22 protein-coding genes are annotated in these 21,130 nt (G+C 72.0%); 10 read left to right on the forward strand and 12 right to left on the reverse strand.

Annotated features, from left to right (window positions below):
• Window positions 1-129: 129 nt before the first annotated feature.
• The gene (gene nagB, locus ACWGDE_RS11700) at window positions 130-915 is read right to left on the reverse strand and encodes a glucosamine-6-phosphate deaminase (RefSeq protein WP_453388798.1); all 786 of its coding nucleotides are present in this window, start codon (window positions 913-915) and stop codon (window positions 130-132) included.
• A gap of 775 nt (window positions 916-1,690) precedes the next feature.
• Between nagB and ACWGDE_RS11705 the strand changes: the two genes are divergently transcribed.
• Entirely contained in the window at window positions 1,691-3,160 is a 1,470-nt protein-coding gene (locus ACWGDE_RS11705; protein ID WP_453388827.1) for a sensor histidine kinase, read from the forward strand.
• A 194-nt stretch (window positions 3,161-3,354) separates the two neighbouring features.
• On the opposite strand, the gene ACWGDE_RS11710 is transcribed toward ACWGDE_RS11705, so the two are convergent.
• Entirely contained in the window at window positions 3,355-3,612 is a 258-nt protein-coding gene (locus tag ACWGDE_RS11710) for a WhiB family transcriptional regulator (RefSeq protein WP_003953983.1), read from the reverse strand.
• A 332-nt stretch (window positions 3,613-3,944) separates the two neighbouring features.
• Window positions 3,945-4,910, reverse strand: a complete 966-nt coding sequence (locus ACWGDE_RS11715) for a diacylglycerol/lipid kinase family protein (protein ID WP_214949325.1) — start codon at window positions 4,908-4,910, stop codon at window positions 3,945-3,947.
• An 85-nt stretch (window positions 4,911-4,995) separates the two neighbouring features.
• On the opposite strand from ACWGDE_RS11715, the gene ACWGDE_RS11720 reads away from it, so the two are divergent.
• Window positions 4,996-5,442, forward strand: coding sequence for a hypothetical protein (locus tag ACWGDE_RS11720; RefSeq protein ID WP_453388799.1), 447 nt, complete (start codon window positions 4,996-4,998; stop codon window positions 5,440-5,442).
• Between the two features lie 34 nt (window positions 5,443-5,476).
• Here ACWGDE_RS11720 and ACWGDE_RS11725 read toward each other — a convergent pair whose 3' ends face one another.
• The 3 genes from ACWGDE_RS11725 to ACWGDE_RS11735 form a co-directional block, all read right to left on the reverse strand.
• Window positions 5,477-6,529 (reverse strand): RNA polymerase sigma factor SigF, encoded by a 1,053-nt coding sequence (locus tag ACWGDE_RS11725; RefSeq protein ID WP_453388800.1) that lies wholly within the window; start codon window positions 6,527-6,529, stop codon window positions 5,477-5,479.
• The gene (locus ACWGDE_RS11730; RefSeq protein ID WP_214949331.1) at window positions 6,526-6,939 is read right to left on the reverse strand and encodes an ATP-binding protein; all 414 of its coding nucleotides are present in this window, start codon (window positions 6,937-6,939) and stop codon (window positions 6,526-6,528) included. Before ACWGDE_RS11730 ends, ACWGDE_RS11725 begins: the two co-directional genes overlap by 4 nt.
• Before the next feature lie 247 nt (window positions 6,940-7,186).
• A complete protein-coding gene (locus ACWGDE_RS11735; protein WP_453388801.1) occupies window positions 7,187-7,447 on the reverse strand; it encodes a UBP-type zinc finger domain-containing protein in 261 nt (86 codons plus the stop codon).
• 64 nt (window positions 7,448-7,511) lie between these two features.
• On the opposite strand from ACWGDE_RS11735, the gene ACWGDE_RS11740 reads away from it, so the two are divergent.
• Entirely contained in the window at window positions 7,512-9,089 is a 1,578-nt protein-coding gene (locus tag ACWGDE_RS11740; protein ID WP_453388802.1) for a Na+/H+ antiporter, read from the forward strand.
• Between the two features lie 28 nt (window positions 9,090-9,117).
• On the opposite strand, the gene ACWGDE_RS11745 is transcribed toward ACWGDE_RS11740, so the two are convergent.
• The 4 genes from ACWGDE_RS11745 to ACWGDE_RS11760 form a co-directional block, all read right to left on the reverse strand.
• Window positions 9,118-10,008, reverse strand: coding sequence for a 1-aminocyclopropane-1-carboxylate deaminase/D-cysteine desulfhydrase (locus ACWGDE_RS11745; RefSeq protein ID WP_453388803.1), 891 nt, complete (start codon window positions 10,006-10,008; stop codon window positions 9,118-9,120).
• A 74-nt stretch (window positions 10,009-10,082) separates the two neighbouring features.
• Window positions 10,083-10,673, reverse strand: a complete 591-nt coding sequence (locus tag ACWGDE_RS11750; RefSeq protein ID WP_453388804.1) for an N-acetylmuramoyl-L-alanine amidase — start codon at window positions 10,671-10,673, stop codon at window positions 10,083-10,085.
• 189 nt (window positions 10,674-10,862) lie between these two features.
• Window positions 10,863-12,059, reverse strand: coding sequence for a globin domain-containing protein (locus ACWGDE_RS11755; RefSeq protein ID WP_453388805.1), 1,197 nt, complete (start codon window positions 12,057-12,059; stop codon window positions 10,863-10,865).
• A 179-nt stretch (window positions 12,060-12,238) separates the two neighbouring features.
• Window positions 12,239-12,703 carry an RrF2 family transcriptional regulator gene (locus tag ACWGDE_RS11760; protein ID WP_453388806.1) on the reverse strand — a complete coding sequence of 155 codons (465 nt, stop codon included), beginning with the start codon at window positions 12,701-12,703 and terminating at the stop codon, window positions 12,239-12,241.
• Between the two features lie 227 nt (window positions 12,704-12,930).
• On the opposite strand from ACWGDE_RS11760, the gene ACWGDE_RS11765 reads away from it, so the two are divergent.
• The 5 genes from ACWGDE_RS11765 to ACWGDE_RS11785 all read left to right on the forward strand — a co-directional run bounded on the left by ACWGDE_RS11765 (window position 12,931) and on the right by ACWGDE_RS11785 (window position 17,136).
• On the forward strand, window positions 12,931-14,337 hold the full coding sequence (locus ACWGDE_RS11765) for a family 2B encapsulin nanocompartment shell protein (protein WP_453388807.1): 1,407 nt from the start codon (window positions 12,931-12,933) through the stop codon (window positions 14,335-14,337).
• A gap of 33 nt (window positions 14,338-14,370) precedes the next feature.
• Window positions 14,371-15,417 (forward strand): family 2 encapsulin nanocompartment cargo protein polyprenyl transferase, encoded by a 1,047-nt coding sequence (locus ACWGDE_RS11770; protein WP_453388808.1) that lies wholly within the window; start codon window positions 14,371-14,373, stop codon window positions 15,415-15,417.
• Window positions 15,418-15,581: 164 nt separating this feature from the next.
• Window positions 15,582-16,181, forward strand: coding sequence for a GNAT family N-acetyltransferase (locus ACWGDE_RS11775; RefSeq protein ID WP_453388809.1), 600 nt, complete (start codon window positions 15,582-15,584; stop codon window positions 16,179-16,181).
• A gap of 99 nt (window positions 16,182-16,280) precedes the next feature.
• A complete protein-coding gene (locus ACWGDE_RS11780; RefSeq protein ID WP_453388810.1) occupies window positions 16,281-16,865 on the forward strand; it encodes a dihydrofolate reductase family protein in 585 nt (194 codons plus the stop codon).
• Between the two features lie 70 nt (window positions 16,866-16,935).
• Window positions 16,936-17,136, forward strand: coding sequence for a hypothetical protein (locus ACWGDE_RS11785; protein ID WP_453388811.1), 201 nt, complete (start codon window positions 16,936-16,938; stop codon window positions 17,134-17,136).
• Window positions 17,137-17,218: 82 nt separating this feature from the next.
• Here the strand turns inward: ACWGDE_RS11785 and snpA are convergent, their stop codons facing one another.
• The gene (snpA, locus tag ACWGDE_RS11790) at window positions 17,219-17,881 is read right to left on the reverse strand and encodes a snapalysin (protein ID WP_453388812.1); all 663 of its coding nucleotides are present in this window, start codon (window positions 17,879-17,881) and stop codon (window positions 17,219-17,221) included.
• Window positions 17,882-18,092: 211 nt separating this feature from the next.
• Here snpA and ACWGDE_RS11795 point away from each other — a divergent pair, with 211 nt between their 5' ends.
• Window positions 18,093-19,037: a LysR family transcriptional regulator gene (locus ACWGDE_RS11795; protein WP_453388813.1), complete on the forward strand. Its 945-nt coding sequence runs from the start codon at window positions 18,093-18,095 to the stop codon at window positions 19,035-19,037.
• 169 nt (window positions 19,038-19,206) lie between these two features.
• Here ACWGDE_RS11795 and ACWGDE_RS11800 read toward each other — a convergent pair whose 3' ends face one another.
• The gene (locus tag ACWGDE_RS11800; RefSeq protein ID WP_453388814.1) at window positions 19,207-20,031 is read right to left on the reverse strand and encodes a hypothetical protein; all 825 of its coding nucleotides are present in this window, start codon (window positions 20,029-20,031) and stop codon (window positions 19,207-19,209) included.
• 162 nt (window positions 20,032-20,193) lie between these two features.
• Here ACWGDE_RS11800 and ACWGDE_RS11805 point away from each other — a divergent pair, with 162 nt between their 5' ends.
• Window positions 20,194-21,129 carry a DUF4097 family beta strand repeat-containing protein gene (locus ACWGDE_RS11805; protein ID WP_453388815.1) on the forward strand — a complete coding sequence of 312 codons (936 nt, stop codon included), beginning with the start codon at window positions 20,194-20,196 and terminating at the stop codon, window positions 21,127-21,129.
• The last annotated feature ends 1 nt before the right edge of the window (window position 21,130 follow it).

A 21,130-nucleotide genomic window follows, 5' to 3' on the forward strand; every position in this document is an offset into this window, starting at 1 on the left:
CCCAGGGAACGGTGGAAGGGCGGGTAGGGGAGATGCCCCGCAGGGCGCTCCCGGGCAGCGCCCGGTGCAACGGCTGAGGGCCGGACTCCCACTCGGGGAGTCCGGCCCTCAGGCGTGTACCGGTACGGGTTACAGGCCCTGCCAGGCGGGCTTGTTGGCGAAGGTGTGGCGGAAGTAGTCCGCCAGCTTCAGCTTCGACGCGGCGGCCTCGTCCACGACGACCGTGGCATGGCGGTGCAGCTGAAGCGCGGAGGCCGGCACGAGCGCCGACAGCGGACCCTCGACGGTCTGCGCGACGGCCTCGGCCTTGCCCTCACCCGTGGCCAGCAGGACCAGGTGGCGGGCGTCGAGGATGGTGCCGATGCCCTGGGTGATCACGTGGTGGGGCACCTGGTCTATGTCGTTGTCGAAGAAGCGCGCGTTGTCGACGCGGGTCTGCTCCGTCAGCGTCTTGATGCGGGTGCGGGAGGCGAGCGAAGAGCAGGGCTCGTTGAAGCCGATGTGCCCGTCCGTGCCGATGCCCAGCAGCTGCAGGTCGACACCGCCGGCGGCGGCCAGCGCCCGGTCGTAGGCGTCGCACGCGGCGACGATGTCGGCGGCGGAGCCGTCGGGGCCGATGAAGGAGGCCTCGGACAGGCCCAGCGGCTCCACGACCTCGCGCAGGACCACGGCGCGGTACGACTCGGGGTGCCCGGCCGGCAGGCCGACGTACTCGTCGAGCTGGCAGATCCGGGCCTTCGAGGCGTCGACCTCGCCGGCCTTGACCCGGGCCGCGAGGGCCTCGTAGATCGGCAGCGGGGTAGAGCCGGTCGCCACGCCGAGCAAGGCGTCGGGCTTGCGGCGGACCAGGGCGGCCATGGCCTCCGCGATGAGCTCGCCGCCTGCCTTGGCGTCCGGGACGATGACAACTTCCACGCGGGGCCTGCCGATCTGGAGAGTGTGAACGTTGTGGTATAGACCAATCTAGCAGAGGTGGAGGCCCGTTGCCGGGTCTTCGCACTCATCCATGGTGGGCCGGTTTCCCCCCTGTGGCCTCCCGGGGCCGCACCCCGGCGGGTCGGGCCGGAGGCGGGTCCTGGACGGCGTACGGGCGCCCTGGGCGGCGTACGCGGCCCGCTTTCGGGGTTCGGGAGGGGCCCGCGGTGCGCAGGGCTCTGCCGACGGCGGGTGGGGGAGGTGGCGCGGGAGCCGAGACGGCGCGGGAGCCGAGGCGGCGCGGGAGCGAAGGCCGCGCGGGAGCCTGGACGGCGCGGGCGCGGAAGCCGGCGTGGATCCGGAAGGCGGCACGGAACCGAACGTGGAGCCGGGGGAGGCGCGGAACCGGAAGGGACACGGGATCCGGCGCGGAAATCCTCTGGGCCACGGTGCCGAAGGGACCCTCAGCCCTTCGACACCGTAGCCCGGAGTACTTACGGCCGACGGGTGTGCGGTGCCCGACAGCCGGTGGGAGGTGCGCGCGCGGTCAGGGCAGAGCGCGCGGCTTACCTCGATCCGTCCTCCTGTGCGGGGAGGGCGGAAGTCTGATGCAATTGTGGACTAGACCAATCTGTTCTGTCCATCCAATGACGGGGCCCACAATCCCGTCACTTCCTCCAACCCTACGCGGAACCGGGCTCCCGTGGATACTCCGCGGTATCGCGCTGAGGAAAGTCGTGGCCCATACCCGGGGTACGCTCGCCACGTGCCCTCCATGAACGACCTCGTACGCCAGCACACCGCTCTCAGTGAAACCGACCTGGAGTGGCTCCATCTGCTGGTCTCGGAGTGGCAGCTGCTCTCCGACCTCTCCTTCGCGGACCTCGTGCTCTGGGTGCCCACCCTCGACGGCAGCCGGTACGTCTCCGTCGCGCAGATGCGCCCGAACACCGGGCCCACCTCGTACCAGGACGACATGGTCGGCCACCTGGTCCCGCGCGGCCGCCGCCCGCTGCTCGACGCCGCGCTCGACGAGGGCCGCATCGTGCGCGAGGGGGACCCGGAGTGGCGCGAGGAGGTGCCGGTCCGCGTCGAGTCGATCCCCGTGCGCCGTGAGGGCCGCGTACTCGGAGTGATCGCCCGCAACACCAACCTGCTCACCGTGCGTACACCGAGCCGGCTGGAGCTCACCTACCTCCAGTCCGCCTCCGACCTGGCCCAGATGATCGCCGCGGGCTCCTTCCCGTTCCCCGGCCAGCAGGTCGACATGGACGCCTCCCCGCGCGTCGGGGACGGGCTGATCCGGCTCGACGCCGACGGGGTGGTCACCTACGCCTCCCCGAACGCGCTCTCCGCCTACCACCGGCTCGGCCTCGCCTCCGACCTGGTCGGGCAGCACCTGGGCAACATCACCTCCGAACTCGCCCCCTCCCGCGGCCCGGTGGACGAGGCCCTGGTCAAACTGGCCAGCGGCTGGGCCCCGCGGGAGACCGAGGCGGAGGGCAACGGCGGGGTCATCCAGCTGCGCGCCATCCCGCTCAAGCCCAAGGGGACCCGGATCGGCTCCCTGGTCCTGTGCCGCGACGTCACGGAACTGCGCCGTCGCGAACGCGAATTGATCACCAAGGACGCGACCATCCGGGAGATCCACCACCGGGTGAAGAACAACCTCCAGACGGTGGCGGCGCTCTTGCGCCTGCAGGCCCGCCGGATGGATTCGCCGCAGGGCCGCGAGGCGCTGAACGAGGCCGTGCGCCGGGTCGGTTCGATCGCGATCGTGCACGAGACGCTCTCTCAGAACCTGGACGAGCGGGTCGAGTTCGACGAGATCGCCGACCGCGTGATCGCGATGGTCGCCGAGATCTCCCCGGGCAAGGTCGACTGCCGGCGCACCGGCCGCTTCGGAATCCTGGACGCGGAGGTCGCCACTCCGCTGTCGATGGTGCTGACGGAGATCCTGCAGAACGCCCTGGAGCACGCCTTCACCCAGGGCGAGGGCGGCACCGTCGAGGTGTCGGCGGCCCGCTCGGGCACCGGCCGCAGCGATGCCCGGCTGCTGATCTCGGTGGTCGACGACGGCTGCGGTCTGCCCGAGGGCTTCGATCCCCAGCGGGCCGGCAACCTCGGGCTGCAGATCGTACGGACCCTCGTGGAGGGCGAGCTCGGCGGCACCTTCGACATGATCGCGGCCGAGCCGCGCGGCACCAAGGTGGTCGTCGACATACCGGCGAGTCCGCAGAAGTAGCCCGCAGAAGTGGTACGCGGAGCAGGACGCTCAGTGATCGGGCGGAGCGCCCGCCCGATCACTCAGCGTGATGCGAAGGGGTCCGGACAGCACTGAACCCCGTACCGAATGGTTTTCGGTACGGGGTTCGAGAGCACGTTGCTGAGCGCTTGAAGGGGTACTACGCGCTGCGGCTCGAGGCTCGAAAGTCGATATCAGGCGCTGGCGTTGCGCGCCCGGTTGCGAGCGGCGCGGCGCTTCATCGCGCGGCGCTCGTCCTCGCTGAGACCGCCCCAGACACCGGAGTCCTGGCCGGACTCGAGCGCCCACTGCAGGCACTGCTCCATGACGGGGCAACGGCGGCAGACGGCCTTGGCTTCCTCGATCTGCAGCAGCGCAGGACCGGTGTTGCCGATGGGGAAGAAGAGTTCCGGGTCTTCCTCACGACAAACGGCGTTGTGACGCCAGTCCATGGCTGCTCCATCTCCTTGTATTGCGGGCAGGTTGCTTGTGAATGTGAACGCTTTCACGAATCCCTTCGTGAGGGAAGGGAGACCACCCAGTTTGGTCAAAAAGTCGCCCTGGGAGGCCGGAGATTCGTGGAGGGGTTCTGGCGGTCTGTGTGGGTGCCGGGTTCTGCGGGCTGTCCCGATCGCCATGTAGAGATTCGCAAACCTCGGACGGGGATACAACCCCTTCCGGAAAGTTTTTTTTGATTCGTCGGTGTCTACTAGGTCACAGCCCTACTTCCTAGGGGTGGACCGGCGTGTAAACGTTCGAGTGAAAGGACTTTGGGCCCTTCCACTCACACAATCACACGCAGTGCACGGCGTACGCCTGTGAACCGAACGCTGGTACGCAGACCGAGGTGGTCTCCGTCCATCTGGAAAGGAAGTGGAACCTTCGAATGCAAGGTGAAGTCCGTCAGATCGTGCAGAGACACCGCGTGCTTCCCGTGCGGTCCGCGCTCAGGAGTCGAGGTCAGGAGCTGTGTCGCGTACCGCGCGACCGCCGGAGTTGACAAACGGTCGAGCGCCAATACGTCAAGTGCGGTGTCGAAGGAGGCCTCCGGGGAGGCGTAAAGCGGGCGATTGCCCAGATACGTCCAAGGTGACGTGTTGCACACTATCGAGAGCACCAGGTCCGTCACCGGATCCGCGCCGGGGCGCTCCAGCGTGACCGTACCGTGCCTCCGGTTGGGCTCTTCCCAGAACTGGCGCATCAGCTGTCGTACATACAGGGCGTGCGTCGAACGCTTGCCCCTTTCGCGCTGCTGTTCGACCCGGCCCACCACGCCGGCGTCGAAGCCGAAGCCCGCGCAGAAGGTGAACCAGCGCGCCGGCACCGACTCGTCCTCGGTCCCCGGGGTACCGGCCGCCAGCCCCAGGCCCACCGTCCGCTCGCGCCGCTCCCGCAGCGCGTCCAGCAGGGCGCCGGTCGCCTCGACCGCGTCGTTGGGCAGGCCGAGCGCCCGGGCGAAGACATTGGTGGAGCCGCCGGGCACCACCGCGAGGCCGGGCAGCCGCTCGGGATCGGGGCCCTCGTGCAGCAGTCCGTTGACCACTTCGTTGACGGTGCCGTCACCGCCGAGGGCCACCACCAGGTCGATGCCGGTCTCGGCCGCCCTGCGTCCCAGGTCCCGGGCGTGCCCGCGGTACTCGGTGGTCACCGCCTCCAGCTTCATCTCGCTGGCCAGCGCATGGGTCAGGACGTCGCGCGTGCGCGCACTGGTGGTCGTCGCTGCTGGGTTGGCCACGAGAAGTGCACGCATGGGCGCCAGCCTACCGACCCGCTCACAGGCCGCCCATACTGCCCGTCCCCTCCGGGGCTCCAGGGTGCGCGGCTACCCTGCTGGGGTGAGTAAGAAGCCCACCCCCTCCGCGCCCGCCGCCCCTACCGCGCTGCCCCGCCGGCTGACCGCGGCCGCCGTGCTCACCGCGCTGGAGGGACTGGCCCTGGCCGGCCTCGGCGCCTACATCCTGTACGACGGCGTCGTCGGTGACCCCGACTCCCCGCGACAGGCCGTGACGGGCGGGATCACCGTGCTCCTGGTCGCCGCGCTGCCGCTGGCCGCCGCGTACGGGCTGCGCCTGGGCCGCCGCTGGAGCCGCGGACCCACGCTGATCACCCAGCTGCTGGCCCTGCCCGTGGCCTGGACGCTGTGGAGCGGGGGCGACGCCATGAAGGCCACCGCCCTGGCCCTGGCCGTGACCGCGGTGGCCGTCATGGGACTCCTGGTGAATCCGACGGCCACCGCGGCGATGGGCTTCGACTCCGGTGAATCCGGTGGGGACGCCGGCTAGCCCGAACGCGTGAACGGGCTCCGCGCCCCCGGTCCTACTCCTCCACCAGCAGCTTCTCGCGGAGCTGGGCCAGGGTGCGGGCCAGCAGGCGGGAGACGTGCATCTGGGAGATGCCGACCTCCTGCGCGATCTGCGACTGGGTCATGTTGCCGAAGAACCGCAGCAGCAGGATCCGCTTCTCCCTCGGCGGCAGTCCCTCCAGCAGCGGCTTGAGGGACTCGCGGTACTCGACCCCCTCCAGCGCCTCGTCCTCCGAGCCCAGGGTGTCCGCGACCGCCGGCGACTCGTCGTCGGTGTCCGGGACGTCCAGCGAGAGCGTGCTGTAGGCATTGGCCGATTCCAGCCCCTCCAGCACCTCCTCCTCGGAGATCCCGAGCCGCTCGGCCAGCTCGTGCACCGTGGGGGAGCGGCCGTGCTGCTGGGACAGCTCCGCCGTCGCCGTGGTCAGCGAGAGCCGCAGTTCCTGGAGGCGCCTGGGGACGCGTACCGCCCAGCCCTTGTCACGGAAGTGGCGCTTGATCTCGCCGACCACCGTGGGCGTGGCGTAGGTGGAGAACTCCACCCCGCGGTCCGGGTCGAACCGGTCCACCGACTTGATCAGCCCGATGGTGGCGACCTGCGTCAGGTCGTCCAGCGGTTCGCCGCGGTTGCGGAAGCGCCGCGCCAGGTGCTCTACCAGGGGCAGGTGCATTCGTACGAGACGGTTGCGCAGCTCGGCCTTCTCCGGCGAGCCGTCGGGCATGGCCCGCAGCTCGATGAAGAGGGCCCGCGCGCCACTGCGGTCGCGCGGATCCGGCAGCGGCGCCGGCGCGGTGAACACCGGGGCCGCGGGGGCCTGCGGTGTGTCCGGGGCCGGGGCCGGCGGGGCCGTGGCAGCGGCCCCCGGTGGCTGGACCGGCAGTGGTTGGTCGTGCTGGTTCTCGCTCACAGGGCCCGCCCGTCGCTCCGCCGAGTCCAAAAAGCCGTCTTCCGCATCCGTGTCAGCCGGGTGCGGCCGGGCGTGCTGCTGCTCCGGAATGCCGCCGTCGACCTCGTGCCGTACCCGGGGCCGATCCCCGCCCCGCACCGGGACCTCCCCGCCGCTCACGCCGGGCCTGGTCCCGCGCCGCGCTGTTTGTAGAGGCTGATGCTCACCGTCTTGTTCTCCTCGACCGTGGCCTCGACCTTCCCGGCCAGTGCCGAGAGGACCGTCCACGCGAACGTGTCGCGCTCCGGGGCCCGGCCGTCGGTGGTCGGGGCGGAGACGGTCACCTCCAGCGAATCGTCCACCAATCGGAAGACGCAGCTGAGGACGGAGCCGGGCACGGCCTGCTGGAGCAGGATCGCGCAGGCCTCGTCCACCGCGATGCGGAGGTCCTCGATCTCGTCGAGGGTGAAGTCCAAACGTGCCGCGAGGCCGGCCGTGGCCGTCCGCAGCACCGACAGGTAGGCACCCGCAGCGGGCAGCCGGACTTCCACGAAGTCCTGGGTCCCGGGCTCGCCTGCGATCTGGGACACCCTCACCTCCAAGGTGGTACGAGCTCTGTTCGCCGGTGACGCTATCGCGATCCGGGCGATCGTGTCGCGGCACCCCTTGGCGGAAGCGCAGGAACCCCGTCGACCGTGGCTGCACGCAGCTGAACATAGCTGGCCGAGAGGCCATGCCTACGACCAGTGACTGATGGTAAGCCCATCAGTACGCACAGTGGCTAGGGGTCTGCGGGCCCAAATCAGGGGAACCGGCGGAGGTTTGACCTACCCCGCTTCAGACGATCGAACCGTCGACAAAACACCAGCGCCAGGTCTCGCCCGGTTCGAAGCTGCGCATCACCGGGTGGCCGGTCTCCTGATGGTGCGCCGTGGCGTGCCGGTGGGGTGAGGAATCGCAGCAGGCCACGTGCCCGCACGCCAGACACATCCGCAACTGGACGGGATGGCTGCCGAGCGCCAGACATTCGGGGCAGGTCTGGGCAAGGGGGATGGGCTCGGGGCGCGGCAGTTCGGGAACGTGGGTGCACTCGCTCATGATGGCCAGCGTACTGAGGTGCTGGCGCGCGACGGCGATTCGAATCAAACGAGGGTGATCTTCGATGGAGGTATTGCCGCTGGTGGCGCTGGTCGCCGGCTGTGCGATCGTCGCGGGCCTCGCCCGCCGCACCCCGGTGCCGGCGCCGCTGCTGCTGGTCGCCGCCGGGCTGGCCGCGGCCTACGTACCGGGCGTGCCCGCCTACGGCCTGGACCCGCACATCGTGCTGCCCCTGCTGCTGCCGCCGTTGCTGTACACGGCCGCGGTGGACAGTTCGTACCTGGACCTGCGGGCGAACCTGCGGCCGGTGGCGATGCTCTCGGTGGGGTACGTGCTCTTCGCGACGCTCGCCGTCGGGTACGCGGCCTACCTGGTGGTGCCGGGGCTGACCCTGCCGGTGGCGCTGGTGCTGGGAGCGGTCGTCGCGCCGCCCGACGCGGTCGCGGCGACGGCCATCGCCCGCAAGCTCGGTCTGCCGAACCGGATCACGACCATCCTGCAGGGCGAGTCCCTGGTCAACGACGCCACCGCGATCACCGCGTTCAAGGTGGCGCTGGCGGCGGCCGTCGGTACGAGCGCCGGCTGGACGGACGGGATCGCGGAGTTCCTGCTGGCCTCGGTGGGCGGGGTCGGGATGGGCCTGCTGCTGATGGTGCCGATCCACGTGCTGCGCAAGCGGATGCGCGAACCCCTGCTGCAGAACACGCTGTCGCTGCTGATCCCGTTCGTGGCGTACGCGGCCGCCGAGCGGGTGCACGCGTCGGGCGTCCTCGCGGTCGTGGTGGTCGCGCTGTACCTGGGGCACCGCAGCTGGCAGGTCGACTTCGCCACCCGGCTCCAGGAGGAGGCGGTCTGGAAGATGGTCGCGTTCATCCTCGAATCGGTGGTCTTCGCGCTGATCGGACTGCAGTTGCCGGTGGTGCTGAAGGGGCTGGGGGAGTACGAGGGCCTCGCCGCCGCGGGCTACGCGCTGGCGGTCTTCGCGGTCGTGGTGGCGGCCCGCTTCGCCTGGGTCTTCCCGGCGACGTTCCTGCCGCGGCTCTCGCGGCGGATCCGGGAGCGGGAGACGGAGACGACCTGGAAGGCGCCGGTCATCGTCGGATGGGCCGGGATGCGCGGCGTGGTCTCGCTGGCCATCGCCTTCTCCGTGCCGATGACCGTGCCGCACCGCAACCTGATCCTGTTCCTGACGTTCACGACGGTGATCGGCACCCTCGTCGTCCAGGGCCTGACGCTCCCCCCGCTGATCCGCCTGCTGCGCCTGCCCCCTCGGGACGCGCAGGCCGAGACCCTGGCCGAGGCGCAGGCCCAGAGCGAGGCTTCGCGGGCGGCGGAGGAGCGGCTGACGGAGCTGCTGGCCTCGCCGGCGAACGCGCTCCCGCCGCCGCTGGCGGACCGGCTGCGGACGGTGCTGGAGCGCCGGCGCAACGCGGTGTGGGAGCGGCTCGGCGAGGTCAACGCGGTGACCGGCGAGTCGGCGGACGACGTGTACCGCCGGCTCGCGGGGGAGATGATCGCGGCGGAACGGGAGGTCTTCGTGTCGCTGCGCGACGCGCGCCGCATCGACGACGAGATGCTGCGGGTGCTGCTGCGCCGCCTCGACCTGGAGGAAGCCGCGGCCTACCGCGAGGAGACGGCCTAGTCCTCCGGATCCTGCCGGGCCGCCGTCGTCAGGGGCGGCCCGTGACGACGGCGGTCAGGGCCGTGCCGCGGGGGAAGGCGCCCGACTCCGTGAGGGCCGTCAGGGCCCAGAGGAGCTTCGCCACGTAGATCCGTTCCACCGGCAGGCCGTGGCGGGACTCGAAGTCCGCCGCGAAGGCCTCCAGCGCGGCCGGGACGCGGGCGTAGCCGCCGTGGGCGAAACCCTCCGCCAGCGACCAGTCGCCGGCCGGACCGCCGAACGCCGCCGCCTGGAGGGAACGTATCTCCGCCTCCAGGAAGCCGCCCCCGACCACGGGCACGCCCACCGCGCGCTGGCCCGCGGCCAGTCCCGCCGCCAGCCCGGCCAGCGTGCCCCCGGTGCCGCAGGCCACCGCGACCACGTCGCAGGCCCCCCGCAGCTCGGCGCCCAGCTCGGCGCAGCCCCGTACCGCGAGCGCGTTGCTGCCGCCCTCCGGGATCACGTAGGCGTCGTCCGCGCCGGCCAGGGCGGGCAGCCCCGCCTTGTTCCGGTACGCCGACCGCGTCACGAAGTGCAGCCGCATGCCGTCCGCGGCGCACCGGGCCAGGGAGTCGTTCAGCGGGAGCCCCGCGAGCTCGTCGCCCCGTACGATCCCCACCGTCGCCAGCCCCAGCAGCCGGCCGGCGGCGGCGGTGGCCCGCAGGTGGTTGGAGTAGGCCCCGCCGAAGGTCACGAGCTCCGTACGGCCCTCCGCGACGGCGGCCCGCAGGTTCGGTGCCAGCTTGCGCCACTTGTTGCCGGGCAGCTCGGGATGGACCAGGTCGTCCCGTTTGAGCAGCAGCCGCACGCCGTGCCGGGCGAACCGCTCGTCGCGGATCTCGCGCAGCGGGGAGGGCGGCCTGGGCCGCAGGATCAGCTCGGCGTCGACTGGACGGTTCACGCCCCCATTGTGTGCCGCGTCCCTCCGTGCCGTCGCACGTCAGAGCCCTGCCGCGCGCGGTGGCGGCCGTCGGGTCACTTCAGGCGCTCCTCGATGCGGTCGCGCATCGAGGCCATCGTGAAGCCCTTCGGGTCGATCTTGCCGGGCTGCCATTCGAGGTGGCCGATGACCGAGCGGGCGGACCAGCCGTGGGCGCGGCACAGGGCGGCCGACGCGCGGGCCATCGCGTCGAGCTGGGCCGGCGGCCAGGGGTCCTCGCCGTCGCCGAGGTTCTCGCACTCGAAGCCGTAGAAGTGCCGGTTGCCGTCGGTGTCCGCCTGGTTGTCCGGGGGCAGGCGCTTCTCCGCGATCACCGCCGCCAGGACGTCGGAGTCGCCCGCGCCGGCGTGGTTGGCGCGGCCGTGGCCCACGAGGTGGACCCGGCCGTCCTTGGTGATCACCCCGTGGCAGAGCGGGCCGGGGAGGGCCTCGTCGCCGTCGCGGCAGAGCCGGACGGTGTACGCGCTCCCGTGCGTGACGGTGTGGTGGAGCATCACCCCGTGCACCGGACCCCAGGGTCCCTTGTGGTTGCGGTTGTGGGTGCGCCAGGCGCCGACCTCGACGACCGTCAGGCCCTCGGCCCGCAGGACGTCGATGAAGCGGTCGGCGGACAGGGGTGCGGACATGGCCGCCTCCTTGACTGTGAGTGATCGAGCGGTCGCTCAACGGTCTAGTGGAGGCAGTCATTCCGCCGCAAGGGCGCACGGCCCGCGCACGCGTCACGCGGGTGCGCCGCCCGGGGGTGTTGTCTCGTGCTCGGGCTTCGGGCGGAGGATTCGCGTGGATGCTTCACGCAGGTGCTCGGCGTGGATGCTTCACGCGGAGGCGAGCCACAGGTCCGGGCCGAAGACCTCGTAGTGGACGTCCGCGGGTGCCACGCCCTTGGCGATCAGCTGCTCGCGCGCCGCCCGCATGAAGGGGAGCGGCCCGCACAGGTACGCCTTGGTGCCCGGGGCGACGGGGACGGCGGCGAGGTCGAGCCGGCCCTCGTTGTCGCCGGCCTCGGCCGCGGTCTCGTACCAGAAGTGCGCCCGGGCGTCCGGGAGCTTGCCGGTCAGGGCCCGGTGGTCCGCCCGCAGGGCGTGGTCGGCGGGGGAGCGGTCGGCGTGCAGGACGGTCACCGGGGCCGTGTGCGCGGTGTCGGCCAGGTGCTCCAGCATCGACAGCATCGGGGTGCAGCCGATGCCGGCCGAGGCGAGGATCACCGGCGCGGCGGAGTCCTGGAGCACGAGGTCGCCGTAGGGGGCGGAGACGTGCAGGGTGTCCCCGGTGCGGACCGCTGTGTGCAGGTGGTTGGAGACCTCGCCGTCGGGGCCCGCGGCGGCCGGGCCGTGGACCCGCTTGACGGTGATCGAGCGGACCGGTGAGCCGGGAGCGCTGGAGAGGCTGTACTGGCGGATCTGGCGGGCGCCGTCGGGGAGTTCGACCTGGACGGAGACGTACTGGCCGGGCTTGAACCCGGGCGCGGGGGCGCCGTCGGCCGGGGCGAGGTGGAAGGTGGTGCAGTCCGCGGTCTCCTCCACGCGGGCGGCGACCGTCCACTCGCGCCAGACGTCGCCCGCGATGACCTGGTGCTCGGCGTAGAGCCGCTCCTCGATGGTGATCAGGGCGTTCGCCATCAGCCAGTAGACCTCGTCCCAGGCCTCGGCCACCTCCGGGGTGACGGCGTCGCCGAGGATCTCGACGATGGCCTCGAAGAGGTGCTTGTGGACGACCGGGTACTGCTCACGGGTGACGCCGAGCGAGGCGTGCTTGTGGGCTATGCGGCCCAGCATCACGTCGGGGCGGGTCTCCGGGTGCTCGACGAGGTGGGTCGCGAAGGCGGCGATGGAGCCGGCGAGGGCCTGCTTCTGGAGTCCGGCGTTCTGGTTCCCGCGGTTGAAGAGGTCGCGGATCAGTTCGGGGTGGGCCGCGAAGAGCTTCCCGTAGAAGAGCTCCGTGATGTCGCCGATCGCCGCGCCCACCGCGGGCAGGGTGGCTCGTACGGTCGCGGTCGACTTCTCGGAAAGCATGCGGGACTCCTCGCGTCGGTGATGGATCGTGAAACTGGCATCTGGGATGCATGTTTTCTGCGATGAAAAAACGGTCGTACGGGGCTCCGTCGCGGTGCGGACATCCGTTCGAGCGGCTCGTCGTGGATCAGCCTAGGCGGGCCGGTGTCCGGTGCGTATCGGCCATCCGGCCCCCCGCCTCAGGGTCTTTCGGCCCCGGTGCGCCCGGCCGGCGAGCCGCCCGAAATGCCCAGCAGGAGCGGGCCGGTCGGCGCCGCGACCAGGTCGTTCACTGTCAGCGGGTCCAGCGAGGCGAAGAAGGCCTCCTGGGCCCGGCGCAACGCGCCCCGCAGGACGCAGGCGCCGCGCAGCGGGCACGGGACGGTGCCGTCGCAGTCCACGACGTCGCCCGCGCCCTCCAGTTCGCGGATCACCGCGCCCACGGACGCGCCGCGCCCGGCGGAGGTCAGGGCGAGCCCGCCGCCGCGGCCCCGGCGGGCCTCGACCAGGCCGAGATGCTGCAGCTTGGCGACCACTTTGGCGGTGTGGGTGTACGGGACCTCCATGGTCGCCGCCACGTCGCGCGTGGTGGGGAGGTCCGTCTCCTCGACGGCCAGGCGCATCAGCACGCGCAGCGCCAGGTCGGTGAATCGGGTCAGCCGCATGGGATCACCGTAGAAAACTTGCATCCTCAATGCAAATTTGAAGGCCCGCCCCGCCCGGAGGTGGCCGAAACGCGTGGGGTCGGGGTGGCCCCTGGGGGACCGGTCGGCTCTTGAGAGTGCCCAGCCACGGGCGGAGTAGTCCCACCCTTTTGTGTAATGGTCCCACCACAGTCCGTGCTGGAAGGCTTCCGTCCCGCAGATCCATGGAGTGATCGAAAGGGAAATACATGTCGGTCCAGGCAGGTTCCGAATCCGAGACCCAGGCACCGCAGCGCAGTCTTGGGACATCGGCGGCGCGGAACTTGGCAACCACGACCAAGTCCGCGCCGCAGATGCAGGAGATCACCTCGCGGTGGCTCCTGAAGATGCTCCCGTGGGTGTCCGTGCAGGGCGGCACGTACCGGGTCAACCGGCGGCTCAGCTACTCGGTCGGCGACGGGCGCGTGGAATTCATCAAGACCGGCACCCAGGTGCAGGTGATCCCCGCGGAGCTCGGCGAGCTCCCGCTCCTGCGCGACTACGAGGACCTCGACGTCCTGACCGAACTGGCCGCGCGCTGCCACCAGATCGACTTCGAGGCGGGCCAGGAGCTCACCTCCTTCGGCAGCCCCTCCGACCGGGTGTTCCTGCTCGCCCACGGCCGCGTCGACCAGATCGGCACCGGCCCCTACGGCGACGACGCCGTCCTGCAGACCGTCGCCGACGGAGCCTACTTCGGCGAGGACTCCCTCGTGGACGAGGAGGCCATCTGGGAGTACACCGCCCGCGCCGCCACCGCCGGAACCGCGCTCGTCCTCTCCCGCCAGGACTTCCAGATCCTCGCCGACCGGGTCGATTCGCTGCGGGCCCACGTGGAGTCCGTACGCCACCTGCCCGAGCAGCGCACCAACAAGTACGGCGAGGCCGCGATCGACCTCTCCGCCGGCCACCAGGGCGAGGCCGTGCTGCCCGGCACCTTCGTGGACTACGAGGCCCGGCCGCGCGAGTACGAACTCTCCATTGCACAAACGGTCCTGCGGGTGCACACCCGCGTCGCCGACCTGTACAACCAGCCGATGAACCAGACCGAGCAGCAGTTGCGGCTCACGGTCGAGGCGCTGCGCGAGCGCCAGGAGCACGAGATGCTCAACAACCGCGACTTCGGCCTCCTGCACAACGCCGACTACGACCAGCGCATCCAGCCCCACGACGGCGCGCCCAGCCCCGACGACATGGACCAGCTGCTCAGCATGCGGCGCGGCTCCAAGTTCTTCCTCGCGCACCCCAAGGCCATCGCCGCCTTCGGCCGCGAGTGCAACAAGCGCGGGCTCTACCCGGAGTCGGTCGAGATCGGCGGGCACCGCGTGCCGTCCTGGCGCGGGGTCCCGATGTTCCCGTCCAACAAGATCCCGATCAGCGACGCCCGTACGACGTCCATCCTCTGCATGCGCACCGGCGAGGACGAGTCCGGCGTGATCGGCCTGCACCAGCCCGGCATCCCGGACGAGATCGAGCCGAGCACCTCGGTGCGGTTCATGGGGATCAGCGAGCAGGCGATCATCTCCTACCTGGTCACCACCTACTTCTCCGCCGCGGTGCTCGTGCCGGACGCGCTCGGCATCCTGGAGAACGTCGAGATCGCCCGCTGGCGCTAGTGCCGCGAAGGGACAGGACGGGACGGACGCGCCATGTCGACCACTGAGGCGATCACCACCGGCGAAGGGCAGGAAGCCGCCGCACTGCTCGAGCGGACGAGAGAAACGGTCAACCCGGAACTGCGCCGCACCGTGGAGGGCCTGCCGGGCTCGATGCGGCGCGTGGCGATGTACCACTTCGGATGGGAGCACGAGGACGGCACCCCGGCCGCGGGCAACGCGGGCAAGGCCATCCGGCCCGCCCTGGTGCTGGCGGCCGCCCAGGCACTGGGGTGCGAGGGCGCTGCGGGCGGCGCCGTACGGGCCGCCGTGGCCGTGGAGCTGGCGCACAACTTCACGCTGCTGCACGACGACGTCATCGACCGGGACGCCCGGCGGCGCGGCCGGGCCACCGCCTGGACCGTCTTCGGGATACCGGACGCGATCATCACGGGCGACGCCGTGATGGCGCTCGCGCTGCGCCTGCTCGCCGAGGACCCGCACCCCGCCTCGGCGGCGGCCTCGGCCCGCCTCGCGGCCTGCGTCATCGAGCTGTGCGCGGGCCAGCAGGCGGACTGCGCCTTCGAGCAGCGGCCGCACGTCTCGCTCGACGAGTGCCTGGCCATGGCGACGGCCAAGACCGGCGCCCTGCTGGGCTGCGCCTGCGCGCTCGGCGCCCTGTACGCGGGGGCCGGCCCGGAGGAGGTCGACGCCATGGACGCCTTCGGCCGGGAGGCCGGACTGGCCTTCCAGCTCATCGACGACCTGATCGGCATCTGGGGGGACCCCGGCCACACCGGGAAGCCCGCCGGAGCCGATCTGATCGCCCGCAAGAAGTCCCTCCCGGTCGTGGCCGCCCTCACCTCGGGCACGGCGGCGGGCAAGGAGCTGGCCGAGCTGTACGCGGGTCCCATGACCGGGGACGACGTGCGCAGGGCGGCCGAGGCCGTGGAGCGGGCCGGCGGGCGGGACTGGGCGACGGCCCACGCCGCCGACCGGATGGGCCGGGCGGTGCAGCAGCTGTCGCGGGCCGTACCGGACCTCGGGGCGGCGGGCGGGCTGCTCGCGCTGGCGGAGTTCGTGACGCGCCGGACCAGGTGAGCGCGTAGAGGAGGGCGCGCGGGGGAGGGCGCGAAGGCGCGAAGGGACGCCCGGGAGGCCTGTTCCGGCACCGCATGGTGCCGGAACGGGCCTTTCTGTGCTCGTGGGTCAACTCTAGGATCGCTCACGGTTGTTGACGGGTGAGCGAGTGAAGGGTGTGGCCCATGGCGCTGGAGATACGTCGAGCGGACCGGTCCGACCGGGACGCGGTGGCGCGGCTGCTGGACGAGGCGTTCCGCGAGGACCCGGTGAGCAGCTGGGTCTTCCCGGACCCGGAGCACCGCGCGGCGGTGCACGGCAAGTTCCTCGGGGTCTTCGTGGACGTGGCGCTGGCCGAGGGCCGGATCGACTACGCGGTGGACGGTTCGGCGGCGGCGCTGTGGCTGCGCATCCCGGCCGGCGATCCGGAGGCGGAGCACGTCGAGGACGAGGTCCCGGCGAAGATGCGCGCGGCGGCCGACCCGGACAACGAGCGGTGCGAGCTGGTCGGCCGGCTGACGGGCGAGGTGCACCCGACCGCCGAGGAGCACGAGTACCTGCTGATGATCGCGGTCGCCCCGGGCCGGCAGGGCGAGGGCCTGGGGTCGGAGCTGATGCGGCCGGTGCTGGAGCGGTGCGACCGCGAGGGCGTGCCCGCGTACCTGGAGGCGAGCAGCGAGCGCAGCAAGGGGCTCTACGAGCGGCTGGGCTGGGAGTTCACGGGCACGGCGGTGCGGCTGCCGGACGGGCCGCTGATGTGGCCGATGTGGCGCAAGCCGCAGTAATCCGTCGAGTCTCGGTGACTCCTTGCGAAACCACTTCAGCTGAAGTACTTTACGTGGCGTGCCCTGATGGGGGTGCACTGTCGAACGGAAGAGAATCGCTTGCGCAAGCTCACGTACTTCATCGCCACCACCGTCGACGGGTTCATCGGAGCCCCTGACGGAGACGGCGAGTTCTTCTACGGACACCTGGACCGCGAGTTCATCGACCACCTGAAGGCGGAGTACCCCGAGACGATCGCCGCCCAGGGGCGCGTCCAGCTCGGCATCGCCGAGGCCCCGTCGAAGCACTTCGACGCGGTCCTCATGGGCCGCACCACCTACGAGGCGGGCCTCAAGACCGGCGAGACCAGCCCCTACGGGCACCTGCGCGAGCAGTACGTGATCTCGCGCTCGCTCACCACCGCCCCCGCCCCGGACGTCACGCTGATCAGCGGAGACGTCGCCGCCCGCGTGCGGGAGATGAAGGCCGGGGACGGCCTCGGCATCTGGCTGTGCGGCGGGGCCGACCTCGCCACCCAGCTGATCGACGAGATCGACGAGTTCGTCGTCAAGACCTACCCCGTCTTCGCGGGCACCGGCATGCCGATGTCGCGGGCCGGATTCGGCGTCCGCCCGCTGGAGCTGACCGGCGCCACGGTCCTCGGCGGCGGCCAGGTCGTCACCTCGTACGCCGTCAAGCGCTGACGGGCCCGCCCGGCCCTCCCGCCCCGTCCGCCACCCTCCGAAAGCCGCGGAACCGGCCTACCGTGGAGGTATGGCAGGCGAACAGCAGCACCAGCGCGAGAGCGGTACGGTCGCCCCGCACGCCGGACACGACCAGCAGACGTGTCCGGCCTGCGGGCACCCCGTGGAGACGGTGGTCAGACGCCGCAAGTCCCTCGGGATCTTCGTGCCGGAGTGGAGCCCGGGCCCCTGCCGGAACCCGGACTGCGCACGGTTCGAACCGGCGGCCTAGGCCGTCACCTCCGGAAAGGCCCGGAAGGGACGGCCCGGCCCCGGCCGCCTTCGGGTCCGGCCGCCGCGCGGCCGGTCTCCCGTCAGCCCTTCGTGTCCAGGCCCGCCCCGACGAGGCCGTTGGCCCACAGCTGGTTGACGCGCGCGCGCTCGGTGGAGTTCGGGGTGGCGTTCTGGCAGGAGGTGCCCGGCCCGCCGCCCGACATCAGCTCGCTGCACGGGCCCGAGTAGTGGTCCGGCAGGCCGAGCACGTGACCGGTCTCGTGCGCGGTCACGCGGGTGGAGTTGTACTGCTGGTTCTGCCGGTAGTCGAGGAAGATGTAGCCCCGGCCGTGGCCGTCCGTGCTCGCGTACGAGCCGCGCGAGTCGTTGCCCTCGCGGTACGAGAAGTTCCCGCCCGAGGACACCTCCTGCAGTTTGACGTTGGTCACCGAGCTGTTCCAGATCTGCGTGGAACGGGCTATCTGGGTGCGGAAGCTCGGTGCGCTGCGGGTGTTGTAGGTGACCGTCACGGCCGCCAGGCCCGGGTTCGCGGCGCGCTGCTCGGCCACCGAGCGCTGGACCGCCTCGAAGAAGGCGCGGTTCGCGGCCTGGTTCTCCTTGGACTGCTCGTACGCGGCGTACGAGCTCGGGCTGCCGGCGGCGGGCGCGGCGGCGGCGCTCGCGCCCGGGACGACGGCGCCGAGGACGGCGGCGACGCCGAGGCCGAGGGCTGCGGACATGGTGGTCTTGCGGGAGTGGCGCATGTGGGGGACTCCTGCTCATCCGGTGCGGGGGGTGGGTGGGTCGTTCGGACCGGAGTCTGCGGGAGCGGGAGCGGCCGGCGGATGATGTCAGTCCCCGATAACGCCGGCCTATCGGGGAGTTTTCGGCAGGGCAACTCCCTTGAGAATGGCGGGATTCGGGGGGATGCCGGTGGCTGGTGCGGTGAGCTGGGCGCGGCCTACCCTCGGAGTCATGGAGCTTGAGGTCAGGCACCTGCGCGCCCTGTGCGCCATCGCCGACGCCGGCAGCCTGCACAAGGCCGCCCGGCAACTCGGCGTGAGCCAGCCCTCGCTGACGACCCAGCTGCGCCGCATCGAACGCGCCCTGGACGGGGAGCTGTTCCTGCGCGAGCGCACCGGCTGCCGGCCGACCCCCTTCGGGCGCACCGTACTCGGCCGGGCGCGGCCGCTCCTCGACGGGATGGCGGCCCTCGTCGCCGAGGCCCGGGCGCTGTCCCAGGGGCCCCGGCTGCGGATCGGCTCGACGGCCAGCCGCGCCCTGCCGGGCTGGCTGCGCCGGCTGCACCGGCGGATGCCCGACACGGAGACGGACCTGGTGGTGGACGTGTCCGCCAACGCACTGCTGCGGATGACCGCGGCGGGCCAACTCGACGTGGCGTTCGTGCACGAGGTGGAGGGCAGCCCGCTGCGGGTGCCGGCCGGCCTGGAGTTACGGGTGCTGATGGAGCGGGAGCCGCAGTTCGTCTCCATGGCCAGGGACCATCCGGCGGCGGCGCGGTCCGTGGTCGAACTGCGGGACCTCGCCGCCGACCGCTGGACCGTGGACCCCTCGGTGGACGGCGAATGGGACGGCCTGCGCAGGGTCTTCGCGTGCGCCGGGCTCGACCCGCCCCTCCTGCACGCCGACTACCACACCGCCACCTCGCTGATCGTCTCCGGCGAGGCCGTCGCCCCCTGCCAGCCCACCTCCGGGCCGCGCGAGGACATGGCGATCCGGCCGCTCTCGGGCGACCCGCTCGCCGTACGCCTCCTCCTCGCGACCCGGCCGGGGGCGCACGCGGCGGTCTACGAGGAGGTGTACGAGGACCTGCGCGCGGCCTACCGCGAGGCCGCGCTGCGAACCCCGCCGTACCGCGCCTGGCTGCACCGGCACGCGAGCCCGCTGCTGGCGGCGTAGCCCACGAGCGGCTAGGCCGTGGCGCCCGGGGCGAGGGCCGGGGAGGGGGACCGGACCTGGGCGGCGACGACTTCGCGGCGGACTGCCGGGCGCGGGTCGCCTTCGAGGTGCTCGCGGCCCAGGGGCCGGGCCGGGATGCTCGGGGTCGGGAGGTCTGCGGGGCGCCCGCTCAGTGCGGCGTACGGGTGCGGGCGCGGTCGTAGGCCAGGGCGCCCGCGCCGTGTGCGACCAGCAGGGTCCCCGCGGCCAGCCAGCCCGCGCTGCGGCGGCGGGCCGCCCACATCATCAGGGGCGCGCCGGCGGCCAGTTGCGCCCCGCCCAGCAGACGCGCCCGGGGGCCCCGCAGCCACGGTCCGAGGGGGCCGTCCTCGACCACCGCGAGCTCCGCCCGCACCGCGTCGCGCCACCCCGACCACTCCACCCGCTCGGCACCGGGCGCGACCCGGGCCGCTTCCCGCAGCCGGTCGGCCGGTTCCCCGGGGGCCAGGCCGGCCGGCAGCGCCAGGCCCGCCCGCGAGAGCAGCGCGATGAGGCCGAGCAGCCGGGAGCCGCCGTCCGCCGCCTCGTCGGGGCGGGTGAGGTGCTCCAGTTCCTCCAGGTCCAGTACGGGGTCCAGGCCGAGCCGGGCCGCCAGTACCCGCATGGCGCCGGGGTCCTGGTCTCCGTACGGGCGGCCCGCCGCGTCCCACGCGTAGGCCGCGGACCGCCGGAAACCCGAGGCCAGGACGAAACCGGTCCGGCCGTCCTCCCACCACAGGCCCAGCACCGGCCGGTCGGAGCTCAGCGCGACCGCCGAACTCCAGCCCGCCAGGACGTCGGCCACGGACTCCTCGCCGCCCAGCCAGGGCTTGCCCTCGGGTACCAGCGCGCTCCACTCGCCGGCGGGGGCGAGGAGCAGGCGTTCGCGCAGGACGTGCGCGGCGGGGCGGGCGGCGAGCGGCTCGGCGCGGCAGAGCAGCAGTCCGCCCGTCGTGGTCCGGTAGGAGATCGGCATGCCCACACGCTAAGCCAAATCACCTCAAATTGATGATTTTGGATCTTCCTGACGCGCTTGACTTCCTCCAACCGCGATATATCGTGTTAGCCAGAAGACGCGATATGTTGCGTGCGTCGTCGAGCCCCGGTCCGTGCGCGTACGTCGAGGAGGAGCAGCACCATGACAGAGGCAGTGCAGAACACGTGGTCGGTGGCCGGACCGCAGAAGCTCACCTTCGAGGAGCCGGTGACCGAGCTCCGCGTCCGCCTGGTCGGCGGCACCGTGAACGTCGTCGCGGCCGACGAGGGCCCGGCCCGCCTGGAGGTGGCCGAGGTCGACGGCCCGCCCCTGTACGTGGTGCAGGAGGGCGGCACCCTCACCGTTTCCTACGAGGACCTCCCCTGGAACGGTGCCCAGGGGTTCAAGAAGTGGTTCGAGGGCAAGCCCTGGAAGGCCTGGTCCGCCTCCGACTCCGGCCGCAAGGCGTGGGAGCGCAGCGCGACGGTGACCCTGACGGTCCCGGCCGCCGCCCACGTGCAGCTGGCCACCGTCAGCGCCACCGCCTTCGTCTCCGGAGTCGACGGCGGCACCGACATCCAGGGGGTCTCCGGCGACGCCACGCTCGTCGGCCTGGCCGGCCGGGTCAAGGCGCACACCGTCTCCGGCAGCGTCGAGGCCCAGTCCGTCACCGGCGAGCTCGGCTTCCACTCCGTCTCCGGCGGGCTGACGGTCGTCGACGGCGCGGGCGGCAACGTACGGGCCGACTCGGTCAGCGGCGACATGCTCATCGACCTGGCGCTCGACGACCGGACGCAGCCGCACCCCGTCGAGATCTTCCTCAACTCCGTGTCCGGGCAGGTCGCCATCCGTCTCCCGCACCCGGCCGACGCCCGGGTCGAGGCCAACACCGCCACCGGCGGGGTCTCCAACGCCTTCGAGGACCTGCGCGTCTCCGGCCAGATGGGCGCCAAGCGGATCACCGGCACCCTGGGCGCCGGCACCGGCACCCTGCGGGCCACCACCGTCTCCGGTTCCATCGCGCTGCTGCGCCGCCCGGCCGCGGACACCGCGACCGCCCCGGCCGCCCCCCTCGAGCTCGACAAGAAGGTGCTCTGAC

The sequence above is a fragment of the Streptomyces sp. NPDC054956 genome (genome assembly GCF_053609185.1).

What these genes read in the sequence shown, in the direction of transcription:
- ACWGDE_RS11735 (WP_453388801.1), bottom strand. Translation starts at nt 7,447, where the DNA reads ATGAGCGAGTGCACCCACGTTCCCGAACTGCCGCGCCCCGAGCCCATC.
- ACWGDE_RS11805 (WP_453388815.1), top strand. Translation starts at nt 20,194, where the DNA reads ATGACAGAGGCAGTGCAGAACACGTGGTCGGTGGCCGGACCGCAGAAG.
- ACWGDE_RS11715 (WP_214949325.1), bottom strand. Translation starts at nt 4,910, where the DNA reads ATGCGTGCACTTCTCGTGGCCAACCCAGCAGCGACGACCACCAGTGCG.
- ACWGDE_RS11755 (WP_453388805.1), bottom strand. Translation starts at nt 12,059, where the DNA reads ATGCTTTCCGAGAAGTCGACCGCGACCGTACGAGCCACCCTGCCCGCG.
- ACWGDE_RS11740 (WP_453388802.1), top strand. Translation starts at nt 7,512, where the DNA reads ATGGAGGTATTGCCGCTGGTGGCGCTGGTCGCCGGCTGTGCGATCGTC.
- ACWGDE_RS11765 (WP_453388807.1), top strand. Translation starts at nt 12,931, where the DNA reads ATGTCGGTCCAGGCAGGTTCCGAATCCGAGACCCAGGCACCGCAGCGC.
- ACWGDE_RS11705 (WP_453388827.1), top strand. Translation starts at nt 1,691, where the DNA reads ATGAACGACCTCGTACGCCAGCACACCGCTCTCAGTGAAACCGACCTG.
- ACWGDE_RS11785 (WP_453388811.1), top strand. Translation starts at nt 16,936, where the DNA reads ATGGCAGGCGAACAGCAGCACCAGCGCGAGAGCGGTACGGTCGCCCCG.
- ACWGDE_RS11710 (WP_003953983.1), bottom strand. Translation starts at nt 3,612, where the DNA reads ATGGACTGGCGTCACAACGCCGTTTGTCGTGAGGAAGACCCGGAACTC.
- ACWGDE_RS11760 (WP_453388806.1), bottom strand. Translation starts at nt 12,703, where the DNA reads ATGCGGCTGACCCGATTCACCGACCTGGCGCTGCGCGTGCTGATGCGC.
- ACWGDE_RS11800 (WP_453388814.1), bottom strand. Translation starts at nt 20,031, where the DNA reads ATGCCGATCTCCTACCGGACCACGACGGGCGGACTGCTGCTCTGCCGC.
- ACWGDE_RS11750 (WP_453388804.1), bottom strand. Translation starts at nt 10,673, where the DNA reads ATGTCCGCACCCCTGTCCGCCGACCGCTTCATCGACGTCCTGCGGGCC.
- ACWGDE_RS11795 (WP_453388813.1), top strand. Translation starts at nt 18,093, where the DNA reads ATGGAGCTTGAGGTCAGGCACCTGCGCGCCCTGTGCGCCATCGCCGAC.
- ACWGDE_RS11770 (WP_453388808.1), top strand. Translation starts at nt 14,371, where the DNA reads ATGTCGACCACTGAGGCGATCACCACCGGCGAAGGGCAGGAAGCCGCC.
- snpA (WP_453388812.1), bottom strand. Translation starts at nt 17,881, where the DNA reads ATGCGCCACTCCCGCAAGACCACCATGTCCGCAGCCCTCGGCCTCGGC.
- ACWGDE_RS11775 (WP_453388809.1), top strand. Translation starts at nt 15,582, where the DNA reads ATGGCGCTGGAGATACGTCGAGCGGACCGGTCCGACCGGGACGCGGTG.